Here is a 14939-nt window from a genome sequence, read left to right as displayed (position 1 = left end):
CAGACGGCGGGCAGCGCCGAGGCCAACGGCGACTCCCACGGGACCTTCTCGGCGGCGGCCGCCGGGACGGGCGCCATCACCGCGATCGGCCGCTGCGTGCCGGACCGCGGCTCGGTCTGCCCGCCGTGGGTCATCAACTGGAAGGTCACCGTCCAGGTCTCCTGACCGGGCGCGGGACGCACCGCCGCCCCGGGTGCCGTCGACGGTGCCCGGGGCGGCCGCGGGGTGGTCGAGCGGCCGGTTTCCCGCTCCCGTCCAGGCTTCGGACATGGCGATCAACGGCTTCGGGGTCACCGAGTTCCAGCTGGTGCTGCTGCGCCGGATGGCCGATTTCCAGCCCGGGCTGGTGGAGGGGGCGGTGCGGCGGCTCGGTGCCACCCGGGCCTCGATGCGGGGGGCCAACAAGCGATGGCAGGCGATGGTCCGCGCGCCCGGCTTCCCGCGCGGCGCGGCCCGGTACGCGGCCGTGCTCGGGCCGGCCGGGGCGAGTGTGCCGCGTCGGATCGGGGATCTCGACTGCGTGGCGCGCCAGTGGGCGCTGCCGCTCTGGCCCGAGCTGCGCTTCGAGATCCTGCTCGGCCCGGCGGAGACCGGTGGGCCGCTGTTGAACGAGTGGCTGGTGCGGGCGGCCGGCTCCCCGGCGCCCGCGCTGCGCACGCCGGCCGATCTCGCGCCGTGGAGCTGCGTGGTGGGCGACGTCGGGGCCGCGTTTCCGTCCGCGGTGCCGCGCGAGGGCAGTGCGCCGACCAGGTTCCGGCTGGACTTCGCGGTCCCGGATGCCGATGGACGGTTGCGCCGGTACGAGGCCGACTTCACCTGGGGGTTGCTCCAGGAGGTCCGTCCGAGTGGCGGCCAGGGCATGGATATGCCGGGCGATGCAAGGTGATATTCAGTGAATGCCTTCGATTTGCAGGCCAAAAGAGGGATGTGGCAATCTAATCGCAGACATTGAAGAGTTTTGGCATCGGAAAGTGAAGGATCATGTCGGACGGCGCCCGCGTCATCGTCGGAGTCAGCGGTTCACTGCACAGCCTGACCGCCCTGCACCGGGCGGCCGAGGAGGCCCGGGCCCGGGGGGCCGTCCTGGTGCCGGTGCTCGCCTGGACGCCGGTCGGCGGTGAGCGCAACTACCGGGCCCGGCCCTGCCCGCCGCTGCTGCGCGCCTGGCAGGAACTCGCCGAGGCGCGGATGGAGAGCGCGCTGGAGCAGGCCTTCGGCGGACTGCCGATCGGGGTGCCGGTGCAGCCGCTGGTCGTGCGCGGCGAGGTCGCGACGGTGCTGACCGGGCTGGCCGACCGCCCGGGCGACCTGCTGGTGGTCAGCACCGGCGAGCAGGGCGGCCTGCGGGTCAGGCTGCGCGGGCTGACGCGCCGCTCGATCGCCCGGCGCTGTGTGAACCGGGCCCGCTGCGGGGTGCTCGCCGTTCCGCCGTCCACGCTGCACGAGGACCTGCGCGCGCTGCACCGCGGCATCGACCTGCGGGAGCTCGCCGCGGCCTGACGAACCGTCAGGCTCTGTGCGTGGTAAGGCCGTCGATCACCGTACGAGTGGGGCGCAGCTCGCGCAGCGCGTCCACCGGGCAGGCCGACGGATCCAGCGGATCGACCGGCCACACCGTGAGGTCGGCGAACGCCCCCGGCCGCAGGCTGCCGCGTACCGTGCTCTCGCCGGTCAGCCGGGCCGCGTTCACGGTGTGCAGCGCGACCGCCTCGGACCGGCCGATCGCGTGCTCCGGGCCGACCACCCCGGCCGTGGTGCCCCGGGTGGTCATGCCCCACACCGACACCATCGCGCCGTACGGGCCGACCGGGAAGTCCGATCCGCCGGTGATCAGCGCGCCCTCGTCCAGCCACTCGCGCAGCGGGAAGAGCGCGGCGGTGCGTTCCTCGCCCCAGGCCCGCTGCTGGGTGAGCGCGCCGTCGTGCAGCAGCGGGTGCTGGACCGTCACCGGGATGCCCAGCGCGATCGCCCGCGCCCGCTGCTCGGGGCGGGCCAGGCCGCCGTGCTCGACCACCAGGGTGCCCGGCGGCAGGCCGGGGTGGCGCTCGACCACCTGCTCGAAGACGTCCAGCAGGACGCGCAGCCCGCGGTCGCCCCAGGCGTGCACGCCGACCCGCCGGCCCCGCCCGACCACCCGCTCCACCGCCGCGAGCAGCTCGTCCGGCTCCCAGAGCAGCCGGCCGTGGTAGCAGGGCTGCCCCTGGTACGGCTCCTCCACCGCGCCGGCCTCGAAGCCGCCGTCGATCCCGAACTTGACGCCCCAGAGCCGCAGTCGGTCGTCGTCCCGGCCGGCCGCCCGCCAGTCGTCCATCCGGTCCAGCAGTGCGTCCACCTGGGCCGGCGTGCGGGCGGCGAAGCCGGAGACCAGCGCGCGGACCCGGACGGCCAGGGCGCCCTCGGCCCGGGCGGCGTCCAGGACGTCGAGGTCCTCGGCCGGGACCAGGCAGTCGCGGACGGTGCCGATCCCGGTGGCGGCGAAGTCGGCGGAGGCGGCGCGCAGTCCCTCGATCCGCTCCGTGAGGCTCGGGCGCGGCAGCACCCGCTCGACCAGCTCGACCGCCCGGTTGATCAGCCGGCCGGTGAGCCGCCCGTGCTCGTCGCGCTCGATCACGCCGCCCGGCGGCGCCTCGGTGGCGTCGGTGATCCCGGCCAGCCGCAGCGCGGCCGAGTTGAGCACCATGTTGTACGCGCCGCGGCGCACCAGCACCGGGTGTTCGGCGGTGGCCGTGTCCAACTCCCCGGTGGTGGGCATCCGTTGCTCGGCCAGCAGGACCTCCTGCCAGTTGACCGTGGTGCGGATCCACTTCCCGGCGGGGGTGCGGGCGGCGCGTTCGCGGATCAGGCCGAGGAATCCGGCGAGGTCGCGGGCCCGGTGGACGGGCACGCCGTGGACGCTGTGTCCGGCCAGGATCAGGTGGGTGTGGGTGTCGTCGAAGGCGGGCAGCACGGTCGAGCCCGGGGCGTCCACCACCTCGGTGCCCGGGCCGATCAGGGTGTCCAGTCCGTCGGGCGCGGCGGAGAGCGCGGTGATCCGGCCACCGGTGACGGCGACCGCCCGCCGGGGCGGCTCGCCGGGCACCAGGGTGTGCACGGCGGCGGCGCGGATCAGCAGGTCCGCGGGGGTGGGGCGGCCCGCCGGAACGGCGGAGGCGGGTCGGATCGCCGGATCGGTGGGGTCGGTCATTGCGGCTCCTGGGGGCGGGACAGTCCGGTGACCTTCTCGACGTACCGGAGGCTGGGCTCGGCGAGCAGTCCGTGCAACTCGGTGAACACCGCGCGCGCCGGTACCGCGTTCCAGTCGGCGGGTAGCAGCGGCGCGGGCAGCCCCGGATCCAGGTACGGCAGCCGGCGCCACCGGGTGAGCATCGGCACGTAGTCGCGGAAGGCCTCGGCCGGGTCGACCGGAGACCGTCCGCGCAGCTCCTCGGCGGCCGGGTGCCAGGCGTCGGCGAAGGCCCCGTACTGCGCCTCGATCGCCGGGAGGTCCCACCAACTCGCCACTGCCGTACGGAGATCGGCGAAGCCGGCGTACTCGGCGGAGAGGAACAGATGGACGTAGGCGCTCAGCCCGAGCCGGTCCAGCAGCCGACGGGCGTCCGGCAGCAGCCGGGCCGGTGCCAGCCAGACCCCGGGGGCGGCGTTGCCGAAGCCCAGCCAGCTCAGCCGGGAGCGCAGCTGGTGGCGGTGGGCGCGGGCGGACTCGGGCACCGAGAAGACCGCCACCACCCAGCCGTCGGCGAGTTCGGCCGGCTCCAGGCTGTGGAAGATCCGCCGGTCGCCCTCCTCGAAGACCGGCTCCATCGCGAGCGCGAGCCGGTACCCCGTGCCCGCGCGCCGCTCCTGGAGCAGGGTGCCGGCCTTCTTCAACCGCGAGATCGCCGAGCGGACGGCCGGGCCGTCGACGTCCAGTTCGGCCAGCAGCGCGATCAGGTCGGCGATGGATATCCAGCCGCCGAGGCGGCGGACGAACTCGCCGTAGACGGTGTGGATCAGGGAGCTCGGCCGGGACGTGTTCTCGGACATGCGCGGGCCCTCCTCCCCGGTGGTGGTGGCGATCATAACGAGAGTGCCGGTCCGAGGGCGCGGAATCCTGCGTTTCCAAGGCGCCCGGGAGGCTACGCGTAGGCACCGGAGAGCAGGTGTCCGGCGCCGGGCGCGAAGGCGGGCAGGCCGAGGGCCCGCAGGAGCTGGTGGGTGGTGCAGACGGCCGCCGAGACCACCGGCTTGCCCAACTGCTGCTCGGCCTCCTCGACCGCGGACAGCGAGGGCAGTTGCACGCAGGCCGAGAGCACCACCGCGTCCGCCTCGGCGTGGGCGAGACCGCGGGCGATGGCGGGCAGCAGGGCCGGGTCGTGGGCGGCGACGTCGAGGTTGTCGGCGATCTCCAGGGCGGCGTGGTCGAGCACCTCGATGCCCTCGGCGGCGAGGTACTCGACCACCGTCCGGGCCAGCGGCCGCAGGTACGGGGTGACCATGGCGACCTTCGCGGCCCCGAGTTCGTGCAGCCCGGCGACGAGCGCGCCGGCGCTGGTGACGACGGGCGCGGGGGCGCCGTTCTGGACGGTGCGCAGGTGCAGCCGCCGTTCGGCCTGCCGGTGGTAGCCGGGGCCGGTGGCCATCACGGCGACCAGGCAGGCGTAGCCGATCACGTCCACCCGGGCGTCCGACAGCTCGGCGGCGCAGCGGTCGGACTCGGCGTCCATGGCGCGCAGTTGTTCGGGGGTGACCCTGGTCATCCGCATCCGGCTGGAGTGGAAGGTGAACCGCTCGGGGGCGACCGCCTCGCGGGCCCGCAGCAGGGCGGGGACCTCGGTCTCCATGGTGACGTTGGAGCTCGGGACGATCTGGCCGATCCGGTAAGTGGGCATCGGGTGGACGGTCCTTTCCGGTCCGGGGCAGGTCAGCGGGCGTCGATCACCGGGTTGGCGAGCGTGCCGATCCGCTCGATGGTGGCCTCGACCAGGTCGCCGGGCTGGAGGAACTGCGGCGGCACCATCCCGGCGCCGACGCCCGAGGGGGAACCGGTGGAGATCACGTCGCCCGGTTCCAGGGTGACGCCGGAGGAGATGTCGGCGATCAGCCGGGCGACGCCGAACAGCATGTGGCGGGTGTTGGAGTCCTGCCGCAGCTCGCCGTTGACCTTCAGCGAGAGGTCGAGCCGCTGCGGGTCGGGGATCTCGTCGGCGGTCACCACGACCGGGCCGAACGGCGCGTAGCTGTCCTGGCCCTTGGAGAAGAACCACTGGCCGGAGCGGCGTTGGTCCCGGGCGCTGATGTCGTTGACGATGCTGTAGCCGAACACGTGCCGCAGCGCGTCCGCCTCGGCCACCCGGAAAGCCGGTGCGCCGATCACCACGGCGAGTTCGCACTCCCAGTCGAGCTGCTTGGTGAGGTCGGCGTTGTGCAGGATGGGGCCGCCCGGGCCGGTGACGGCGGTCGAGGGCTTGCCGAACAGCACCGGCCGGTCGGGCAGTTCGCGGTCGGTGTCCAGGGTCCGGTGCGACTCGGCCACGTGCTCCACATAGTTGAGGCCGACGCCGACGATCTTGCCGGGGCGCAGTGGCGCGCACAGCGAGACCTCGGCGAGCGGCCGGCCGGCCGGGGCCCCGGCCAGCAGGTCGCGGACGGTGGCCAGGGCCGGCTCTCCGGCGCGGATCAACCCGAGGAGGTCGGGGGGCAGTCGGACCCCGGCGGCGGTGGCGAGGGCGGTCAGGTCGACGACCCGGTCGCCGTCGATCCGGGCGCCGAGGCGCGGGGTGTCGAAATGGCCGTCGTCCTCGGTGCGGCCGGCGGGGTCGGCGTCGTCGTCGGTGCGGAAGGTCAGCAGGTGCATGGTGGTGGGGCTCCTGGTCAGGCGGTGGTGACGGTGGGCTGCTGCCCGTCCGGGTGGGCCTCCTCGCGGTGGAGGCCGAGCGCGTGCATCACCGGGAAGTCGTTGAAGGAGAACAGGCAGGCGTCCTCGCCCCGGTCGAGGTTCTCGTGCTCGTGCCAGGCCCAGGACGGGACGACGAAGATGTCGCCCTGCTGCCATGCGAAGCGCTGTCCGGCGATCACCGAGGCGCCGCGCCCCTTGGCCGCGGTGTACACCACCGAGCCGGTGTGCCGGTGGGCGCGGGTGGCCTGGCCCGGGCGCAGCAGTTGCAGGTGGGCGGACATGGTCGGCATCACCGGGCCGCCGGTGACCGGGTTGGTGTACTCCATGATCACGCCGTCGTAGGGCGATCCCTCGCTGGCGCGGGCGAGCCGGCGCAGCGCGTGGTAGCTGGGCTCCCAGGGCCAGCCGAGCAGCGGGGAGTACGGCCGGGTCCACTTCTCGACGCCGTACGGCAGCAGGTTGCCGCCGTAGCTGAGCAGCGAGGAGCCGGTGACCGGCCCCGGTCGCTGGTACAGCTCCGGGTGGACCTCGTAGAAGTTGGCGTCGAGGGTGTTGACCAGCGGGATGTCCAGGCCGTCCTGCCAGATCACCGGGGCGTCGTCGGCCTCGTTGCCGTGCTCGTGCCAGGTGTTGTTCGGGGTGATCGCGAAGTCGCGCGGGCCGACCTGCAGCTTCTGTCCGTCCACGACGGTCCAGGCGCCGGTGCCCTCGTGGACGAAGCGCAGCGCGGAGGCCTGGTGGCGGTGCGCCGTCATCGCCTCGCCGGGTCCCATGATCTGCAGGCCGGTGTACAACAGGCCGACGGCGGCGCTCAGTTCGCGACGGCCGGGGTTCACCAGCATCACCACCCGGCGTCCGGCGTCGTCGGCCTTCACCAGCGGCAGCGCCTTGCGCACCAGCGGGCGGAGGTCGGCGTAGCGCCAGAGCACCGGGACGGACTTCGGCTGCGGGTACCACGGCTCGATCTCGTTCGCGACCGTCCACAGGGCGCCGGCCTCGTGCTCGGCCAACTCCTTGTAGTAGGTCAGCAGTTCGGGGCTGTCGGCGACCCTGGCCCGGCCGATCCGGTCGTCGTCGTGAGCGTTGTGGCCAGGGGTGCCCTCGGGGCTGGTCATGCCTCCTCCTCGGGGAGCGTCAGGGGCCGCAGCGGGCGGTTGTCCACGTGCAGCCGGAAGACGTCGAAGCGGTTGTAGTGCCCGACGATGTCGTGCATCTGCTTGGGCTGGATGCAGCGGCCGAGGTCGATCTCGGCGTAGACGATGCCCTCCTCGTCCACCAGCGGTTCGGTGACGGGGCGGCCGTCCGGACCGAAGATCCCGGACAGGGCGCTGTGCGGGCGGGCGAGCTGCTTGCGGACCTGCGGGTCGTCGCCGGCGATCAGGTCCACCATCCCGGGCGAGAGGGTGGAACAGGAGACGACGGAGAACACCTTGCCCTCGAAGCAGTGCGCGGCGGTGCGCAGCGCGATCGAGTCCGCCATGTCGTAGTCCTCCGGGCCCACCGGCAGCGCGATGTAGCAGGCGGCGTGGACCAGTTCGCCCTGGGCCAGCAGGGTGAAGCGGGCCAGCGGGTTGGTGTTCTCGCCGCAGGCCAGCGCGCCGAGCGGGCCGACGGCGGTGGGGTGGACCGTGAGGGTGCTCCCGTCGCCCTGGCCCCAGGTCAGCCTCTCGGCCCAGGTCGGCATCAACTTGCGGTGGACGCTGAGGAGTTCGCCATCCGCATCGATGATCAGCAGGGTGTTGTACAGCAGTCCGAGGCCGGGTCCGCCGCGTTCGTTGATCCCGATCACCAGCACCACGCCGGCCTGCCGGGCGGCGGCCCGCAGGGTGTCGACGTACGGGCCGGGGACGTCGACGGCGGCCCGGTACAGACGCTCGAACCAGGGCGAGCCCTGCACGGGGTTCATCGTCCAGTTCCAGTACGGGTAGCCGGGCACGAAGACCTCGGGGAAGACCACCAGTTCGGCGCCGCGCCCGGCCGCCTCGTGGATCAGCGCGACGGCCTTGTCGACGGTGGCGGCCGGGTCCAGGTAGACCGGGGCGGCCTGGACGGCGGCGGCGGTGAAGCGGGGCAGGTGGGGCATGGCTCCTCGTCATTCCTCGGCGGTGTCGGAAGGAAGGGGTGGTGACCAGCGGCGGTGGACGGGCGCGGGCGGCTCGCGCAGCAACTGCAGGCGCGGGGCGACCCGGTCGGCGTTCGGGCCCGGCGGCCTGCGGCTGCCCGCCATCCACGGCCCGGGCCAGCGGGCGCCCGGCCCGGTGTGGCCCCGCTCGGCGGCGGCGTGCAGGGTCCAGAGCGGGTCGTACAGCTGGGCGCGGCCGACCGCGACCAGGTCGGCCCGCCCGGCCAGCAGCACGGAGTCGGCGTCGTCGAACCCGGAGATCGCGCCGACCGCGATGGTCGGCAGACCGGTGGCGGCGCGGACCAGCTCGGCGAAGGGCGTCTGGTAGCCGCGCCCGTACGGCGGCCGCTGGTGCGCCACCACCTCGCCGGTGGAGACGTCCAGCGCGTCCGCCCCGGCCTCGGCGAGCGCGCGGCAGATCGCCACCGCCTCTTCCTCGGTGGTGCCGCCGGGCGCCCAGTCGCTCGCCGAGATCCGCACCAGCAGCGGTCGGCCGGCCGGCCAGACGGCCCGTACCGCCGTCAGCACCTCCAGCGGCAGCCGCAGCCGGTGGGCCAGCGGGCCGCCGTAGCGGTCGGTGCGGCGGTTGGTGAGCGGGGAGAGGAAGGAGGAGAGCAGGTGGCCGTGGCCGAACTGGAGCTCCAGCACGTCGAAGCCGGCCCGGGCGGCCCGCTCGGCGGAGGCTGCGAAGTCCGCGGTGACCGCGGCCAGTTGGATGTCGTTCGCCTCGTGCGGAACGGGGCTGTCGGCGTCCCAGGGAAGGGCCGAGGGGGCGATCAGCGGCCAGCCTTCGGTGAGCGGGCGGCCGATGCCGTCCGGCCCGGGGGCGGTGGTCGCGCCCCGGCGGCCGGCGTGGGTCAGCTGGATGCCGAGCGGGGTGTCGCTCACCGCCCGGACGGCGCCGAGGAGTTGGTGCCAGGCGGCCTCCTGGTGGTCGGTCCACAGGCCCGGGCAGCGGTCGGTGGCCCGGCCCTCGGGGCCGACCGCGGTCATCCCGGCGAGCACCAGCCCCGCGCCGCCGAGCGCGTGCCCGGTCAGCTGGGCCCGGTCGAAGCCGCTGGGCAGCGCGTCGGGGGAGGTGAAGGTGGCGAGCGGCGGCACCACGACGCGGTTGCGCAGTTCCAGTGCGCCCAGCTTCAGCGGCCGGAACATCGGCGGCACTCCGGGAGAGCCGCCGAAGGCGGTGTCCACGGCGTCCACGAAGGCGGGGTCGCGGGCCCGCAGATTGCCGTAGGTGACCCGCCGGCTGCGGGTGAGCAGGTTGAAGGCGAACCGGTCGGCGTCCTGCCCGGTCCGCCGCCCGATGGTCTCGAACCACTCCAGACTGGCCTGCGCGGCACGCTGGGTGGACTCCACCACCGGGCGCCGCTCGGCCTCGTAACCGGCCAACGCCTCGTCCAGGGTGGGCTGTTCGCTCAGCGAGGCGGCCAGGGCGAGGGCGTCCTCCAGGGCGAGCTTGGTGCCCGAGCCGATCGAGAAGTGCGCGGAGTGCGCGGCGTCGCCGAGCAGGACCACGTTGCGGTGGCGCCAGCTCGCGTTGCGCACCGTGGTGAAGCGGATCCAGCGGGAGGCGTTGGGGATCAGCCGGTGGCCGTCCAGGTGCCCGGCGAGCAGCTCCGCGCAGCGACGCACGCTCGCCAGATCGCTCTCGCCGCGCGCCGGTTCCCGTGCGGCGAGGGCCTCGAAGCCCGCGCGGCGCCAGGCGTCCGCGGCCGCCTCGACGATGAAGGTCGAGCGGGTGGTGCTGTACGGGTAGGCGTGCACCTGGAGGACGCCGAAGTCGAACCGCTCGACGATGAAGGTGAAGGCCTCGAAGACCTTGTCCGTGGCGAGCCACATGTAGCGGCAGTGGCGCTCGTCCAGATCGGGGCGGAAGCTCTCCGGGAAGGCGGCCCGGGTGCCGGAGCGGATGCCGTCGGCGGCCACCACCAGGTCGTACTCGGCGGCCAGCCGGTCCACGGGCGGGGCGGGGGTCCGGTAGCGCACGTCCACCGCCAGCTCGGCGCAGCGCCGTTGCAGGACGGCGCGCAGCCGGTTGCGGTCCAGGGCGGCGAAGCCGTGGCCGCCGCTGGTGCGCACCTCGCCCGCGAAGCGGATGTCGATGTCGCTCCAGCGGGCGAACTCGGCGCTGATCGCGGCGAAGACGTGCGGGTCGGCGTGCGCGATGCCGTCCAGGGTCTCGTCGGAGAAGACCACGCCGAAGCCGAACTCGTCGTCCCGGCCGTCCCGTTCGAAGACGGTGAGCTCCCGGTCGGGCGCCAGCTGCTTGGCCAGGGCGGCGAAGTAGAGCCCGCCCGGGCCGCCGCCGATCACGGCGATCCGGGTACGGTCCCGTGCGGTGCTCATGCGGCCGCCTCGGGGGCGGTGATCGCCCCGGGACCGGCGGACGGCCCGGGGTGGTCGACGGTCGCCCCGGCGCCGGCGGCCGTCCCGGGGCTCATGCGGCCACCTCCGGACGCTGCGGCCCGGCCTCCGCCAGTGTGCGGCGGACCTGTGAGGGCCACGGCTCGGCGCCCCCGTCGTGCGGTGCGGAGTGCACCACCGACATCCGCCCCTTCGCGGCCAACCCGTGCGGGCCGTGCACCTCGAAGGCGTAGTGCAGCGAGGAGCCGCCGACCCGGACCACCCGCAGCTCGGTGCGGACCAGGTCGCCGAACCAGAGCCGTTCGCGGTAGTCCGCCTCGAAGTGCACCCGGGGGATCCGCCCGAACAGGTCGGCCAGTCCGAGCCGGCGCAGCAGGGCCGCCTCCGCCGCCTCGGCCCAGCGCTGAACGGCGGAGAAGTGGTAGTGCCCGGCGGCGTCGGTGTCGGACCACTCCACCCGGCGCTCGACGGTGACGCTGGCCGGGGTCGGTGCGGCCCGTCGGCGCAGCTCGGCGCGGTGCAGCTTGCCGGTCGCGGTGCGCGGCAGCCCGGGCACGAACTCGACCGCCCGCGGGTACTTGTACGGTGCGATGGCGCGCTTGACGTGCTCCTGGAGCCCGCGTGCCGTCTCCGGCCCCTCCGGGACGCCCGGGCGCAGCACCACGTAGGCCTTGACCACCGTGCCGCGCCGCTCGTCCGGCGCGCCGACCACCGCGCAGTCGGCCACGTCGGGGTGGGTGGCGAGCGCCTGCTCGACCTCGGGCCCGGCGATGTTGTAGCCGGCCGAGACGATCATGTCGTCGTTGCGGGCCCGGAACCAGAAGTAGCCGTCGCAGTCCCGGACGTAGGTGTCTCCGGTGAGGTTCCATCCGCCGCGGACGTAGTCCAGCTGGCGCTCGTCGTCCAGGTAGCGGCAGCCGGTCGGGCCCTTGACCGCCAGCATCCCGGGTTCGCCGTCCGGCACCGGACGGCCCTGCCCGTCCAGGACCGCGGCCCGGAAGCCGGGGACGGGCCGGCCGGTGGAACCGGGCCGGATGTCCCCGCCGGCGGCCGAGACGAACACGTGCAGCATCTCGGTGGCGCCGATGCCGTCGATCAACCGCTGTCCGGTGGCCTCGTGGAAGGCCCGCCAGACGGTGGCGGGCAGCGGCTCGCCCGCCGAGACGCAGTGCCGCACCCCGGAGAGCCGGTCCGCCAGCCCGGCGGCCAGGATGGCCCGGTAGGCGGTCGGCGCGGTGAACAGCACGCTCACCCGGTGCCGGCGCACCTGCTCGGCGAGCTGCTCCGGGGTGGCGTGCTCCAGCAGCAGGCCGGCGGCGCCCGCCCGCAGCGGGAAGACCAGCAGGCCGCCGAGGCCGAAGGTGAAGCCGAGCGGTGGGGTTCCGGCGAAGAGGTCCTCGGGGGTGGGGCGGAGCAGGTGGCGGGAGAAGGTGTCGGCGATGGCGAGCACGTCGCGGTGGAAGTGCAGGGTGGCCTTGGGGCGGCCGGTGGTGCCGGAGGTGAAGGCGATCAGTGCGACGTCGTCGGCGGCGGTCGGGACGGCCGGGAAATGGGGAGCCTTGGCGGCGCAGCGGGCGGTGAGGTCCTCGGGGCCGGGGCCGCCGTAGCCGAGGACGCGCAGTCCGGGGGTCCGTGCCCGGTGCAGCTCGTCCAGGAAGCGGTGGTCGCACAGGGCGAGGACGGGCCGGGCGATGCCGTGCAGTTCGGTCAGCTCGGCGGCGCGCAGCAGCGGCATGGTGGTGACGGCGACCCCGCCGGCCTTCAGTATGCCGAGCCAACAGGCTGCCATCCAGGGGGTGTTGGGGCCGCGCAGCAGGACCCGGTTGCCGGTGACGAGGCCGAGGTCCTCGGTCAGCAGGCGGGCGATCCGGTCGGCGTGGTCGCGCAGTTCGCCGTAGGACCACCGTTCGGTGGGGGTGAGCAGGCAGGGCCGGTCGGGGCCGAGGCGCTCGATGGTGTCGTCGAGCAGGGCGGCGGCGCAGTTCAGGCGGTCGGGATAGGCCAACTCCGGCAGTTCGAAGAGGAGTTCGGGCCATTGCTCGAAGGGTGGGAGATGGTCTCGGCAGAACGTGTCCACGTGCGCGGAGGGTGAGAGCTCCATGGGCGGGCACCTCGTTGTGCGAGCGGGGAGTGAGGCCAGTATGGCGCGTCCGTGACGCCAGTCAAGGGAGCGATACATGCATTCGGGCGACGACCCGGCTCCCCGCCCGCTTCGGGCGCCGGGGGGCGCCGACCGTCAGCTCGTCGTCCCCCGGGCGGAGGCGTCGGGAGTGCGGCCCTCCTGGGCCTGGTGGGCGCGGTCGGCGAGCAGTCGGGCGAACACCGTCAGCCCGGGCGCGGTCAGGGCGGCGCCCGGCCCGTCGTCCCGCACCAGGAGCAGCACGCCGCCGACCTGGACCAGCGCCACCGCCGACGAGGAACCGACGGTCCGGGTGGCGCTCCGGTCGCCGATCCGCGGGATCGCCACCGCCGTCGACTCCACGCCGCCGGTGCGTTCGAGTGCGGTGTCGAAGGCCTTGGCGGCGGCCTCGGGGGAGGCGAAGGCGACCACGTCGAACTCCACGGTCTGTACCGACGCGGCGCCGAACGTCACGCTGGCGGAGGCGAGTTGCTGGTCGCAGGCGTCCGGCAGCAGGCACGGCACCGCGTCGGTCGGGCCCGTCCCCGACTCCGGCCCCCGCTGCACCCGCCACCCGCGCGGCATCGCCCCCTCGTCGGGCAGCACGCCCTGGACCAGCACCGGGTCGCCCAGCGGCTGCGCGGCGTGCGCCAGCCCGGGCCCGCCCGGCTTCAGCAGCGGGCGCGAGCCCAGGTGGACGCCGAGCGCGACCAGCGCGGCGATCAGCACCAGGACGAGCGCCGCCACGATCCCGGCGCTGCTCCGCCGGGCGGCGAGCGCCCGGGCGCGGGCGGCCGCGGGGCCGGTCCGCAGCTGAACGGTGCTCGGGCCCTTCGGCTGCGGTGCGGACGGCGGGCCGACCCGCAGCTGCACGGTGCCGGGCTCGCTCCGCAGTTGGACGGTCGGTGGATCGCCCGGCTTCCCGAGCGCGGTGGTGGCCAGGTACTGCGCGAACGCCGGGTCCGTGGCCAGCAGGTGCGCGACGGCCGCGGCCAGCAGCGCCCGCGCCTGCGCGTCCCCCGGGCTCGCCTGCGCCGCCGCGAGCGCCCCGGCGCCCTCCGGCACCATCCGCAGCCGCGCCCGCACGACATCGGCCACCGCCTGGTGCGGCCCGTCGCCCAGCAGCGCCGCCGCCACCGCATCCGGTGCCGGTCCCCGGCCGTCCCCCATGGCAACTCCCCCTGCCGCACGAGTGATTGCCCCCACGATCCCGGACCGCCGGCCACTTCGTACCCACGCCGAACGGAACGGAGACGCAACTGCAACCCCACCCGGACGAACCGGGGCGGGCGGCGGTGTGCAGCAGTGGCGGCATCCGGGCATCGTGCCCGCCGCCCGGCCGTTCCGCGCCGCCGAACTGACCGGCCGGGTGGCGGGCCGGGGGCCGTCAGCGCAGGTCGAAGACCAGGCGGGCGGAGACCTTGCCGCTCAGCACCTCGTCGAAGCAGGCGTTCACGTCGTCGAGGCGGCGGCTCTCGCGGATCACCCGGGTGCGGCCGAGAGCGTGCAGTCGGAAGACCTCGGCGAGGTCCTCGCGGGTGCCGACGATCGAGCCGATCACCTTGGTGCCGTTCAACACCGTCTCGAAGACGGGCAGTTCGAGCTTGCCGCCGGCCGGGAGGGCGACCAGGACGAGGGTGCCGCCGCGGCGCAGGGCGCCGTAGGCGGCCTGGAAGGAGGCGTTGCTGACGGCGAGGGCGATCGCGGCGTGGGCGCCGCCGCGGGCCTGGACCTGGGCGGCGACGTCCTGGGTGCGGGCGTCGAGGACGTGGTCGGCGCCGAGCTCGCGGGCCAGGGCGAGTTTGTCGTCGGTGACGTCGACGGCTATGGTCTCGGCGCCGAAGACCCGGGCGTACTGGAGCGCCAGGTGGCCGAGCCCGCCGATGCCGGAGACCAGCACCCGGGTGCCGGGCCCGGCACCGGAGACCTTGAGCGCCTTGTAGGTGGTGACGCCCGCGCAGGACAGCGGCGCGGCGTCCAGCGGGTCGATGCCGTCGGGGACGGGGACGACGTAGTCGCCGTGCGCGAGCGCGTACTCGGCGTAGGCGCCGTCCACCGAGTAGCCGCTGTTGTGCTGCTGGAGGCAGAGGGTCTCCCAGCCGGAGACGCAGTGGTCGCAGCGCCCGCAGGCGTCCGCGAGCCAGGGGATGGCGACCCGCTCGCCCACCCGGACGTGCCGGACCAGGTCGCCGGCCGCCTCGACGATGCCGACGCCCTCGTGCCCGGGCACGAACGGCGGGCTGGGCTTGACCGGCCAGTCGCCGTGGGCGGCGTGGATGTCGGTGTGGCAGAGGCCGGAGGCCTCGATCCGGACCCGGACCTGGTGCGCGGCCGGCTCGGGTACCGGGTGGTCCTCGACGACCAGCGGTGCGGTGAAATCGCGGACGACGGCGGCCTTCATGCGCTGCTCCTCGGACGTGCGGCCGGGTACGGGGGTACTGGTGGCGGCTGCGCGGGGG

At 74.6% G+C, this 14939-nt stretch carries 11 protein-coding genes and 2 pseudogenes; 2 read left to right on the top strand and 11 right to left on the bottom strand.

The window, feature by feature from the left end; all coding sequences use genetic code 11:
• Positions 1–268 precede the first annotated feature (268 nt).
• Together ACFWJ4_RS20495 and ACFWJ4_RS20490 are read left to right on the top strand one after the other, a co-directional pair.
• A complete protein-coding gene (locus ACFWJ4_RS20495; protein ID WP_380545789.1) occupies positions 269–886 on the top strand; it encodes a hypothetical protein in 618 nt (205 codons plus the stop codon).
• 95 nt (positions 887–981) lie between these two features.
• Complete coding sequence (locus ACFWJ4_RS20490) at positions 982–1500, top strand: universal stress protein (protein WP_380545787.1); 519 nt, start codon at positions 982–984, stop codon at positions 1498–1500.
• A gap of 7 nt (positions 1501–1507) precedes the next feature.
• Here the strand turns inward: ACFWJ4_RS20490 and ACFWJ4_RS20485 are convergent, their stop codons facing one another.
• The 11 genes and pseudogenes from ACFWJ4_RS20485 to adhP all read right to left on the bottom strand — a co-directional run bounded on the left by ACFWJ4_RS20485 (position 1508) and on the right by adhP (position 14881).
• The gene (locus ACFWJ4_RS20485) at positions 1508–3184 is read right to left on the bottom strand and encodes an amidohydrolase (protein ID WP_380545785.1); all 1677 of its coding nucleotides are present in this window, start codon (positions 3182–3184) and stop codon (positions 1508–1510) included.
• The gene (locus tag ACFWJ4_RS20480) at positions 3181–4023 is read right to left on the bottom strand and encodes a PaaX family transcriptional regulator C-terminal domain-containing protein (RefSeq protein WP_359907583.1); all 843 of its coding nucleotides are present in this window, start codon (positions 4021–4023) and stop codon (positions 3181–3183) included. The genes ACFWJ4_RS20485 and ACFWJ4_RS20480 overlap by 4 nt, the downstream gene beginning before the upstream one ends.
• A gap of 92 nt (positions 4024–4115) precedes the next feature.
• Entirely contained in the window at positions 4116–4868 is a 753-nt protein-coding gene (locus tag ACFWJ4_RS20475) for an Asp/Glu racemase (RefSeq protein WP_380545783.1), read from the bottom strand.
• A 32-nt stretch (positions 4869–4900) separates the two neighbouring features.
• On the bottom strand, positions 4901–5833 hold the full coding sequence (locus tag ACFWJ4_RS20470; protein ID WP_380545781.1) for a fumarylacetoacetate hydrolase family protein: 933 nt from the start codon (positions 5831–5833) through the stop codon (positions 4901–4903).
• Positions 5834–5850: 17 nt separating this feature from the next.
• Positions 5851–6990, bottom strand: a complete 1140-nt coding sequence (locus ACFWJ4_RS20465) for a cupin domain-containing protein (protein WP_380545779.1) — start codon at positions 6988–6990, stop codon at positions 5851–5853.
• Positions 6987–7958 (bottom strand): carbon-nitrogen hydrolase family protein, encoded by a 972-nt coding sequence (locus ACFWJ4_RS20460; protein ID WP_380545777.1) that lies wholly within the window; start codon positions 7956–7958, stop codon positions 6987–6989. Before ACFWJ4_RS20460 ends, ACFWJ4_RS20465 begins: the two co-directional genes overlap by 4 nt.
• Before the next feature lie 9 nt (positions 7959–7967).
• Positions 7968–10343 (bottom strand): FAD-dependent monooxygenase, encoded by a 2376-nt coding sequence (locus tag ACFWJ4_RS20455; protein WP_380545775.1) that lies wholly within the window; start codon positions 10341–10343, stop codon positions 7968–7970.
• Between the two features lie 91 nt (positions 10344–10434).
• Positions 10435–10779 (bottom strand): annotated as a pseudogene (locus ACFWJ4_RS20450) (acyl-CoA thioesterase); the annotation flags it as partial.
• A 72-nt stretch (positions 10780–10851) separates the two neighbouring features.
• Positions 10852–12462, bottom strand: a pseudogene (locus tag ACFWJ4_RS20445) (AMP-binding protein); the annotation flags it as partial.
• A gap of 135 nt (positions 12463–12597) precedes the next feature.
• Positions 12598–13650 carry a hypothetical protein gene (locus ACFWJ4_RS20440; RefSeq protein WP_380545773.1) on the bottom strand — a complete coding sequence of 351 codons (1053 nt, stop codon included), beginning with the start codon at positions 13648–13650 and terminating at the stop codon, positions 12598–12600.
• A 217-nt stretch (positions 13651–13867) separates the two neighbouring features.
• Positions 13868–14881, bottom strand: a complete 1014-nt coding sequence (gene adhP, locus ACFWJ4_RS20435) for an alcohol dehydrogenase AdhP (RefSeq protein WP_380545792.1) — start codon at positions 14879–14881, stop codon at positions 13868–13870.
• Between the last annotated feature and the right edge of the window lie 58 nt (positions 14882–14939).

The sequence above is a fragment of the Kitasatospora sp. NPDC127067 genome, from assembly GCF_042724755.1.
Classification (GTDB): domain Bacteria; phylum Actinomycetota; class Actinomycetes; order Streptomycetales; family Streptomycetaceae; genus Kitasatospora; species Kitasatospora lactacystinica.
Note: the sequence above shows the minus strand (reverse complement) of the source record. Positions and strands in the feature narration are given on the sequence as shown.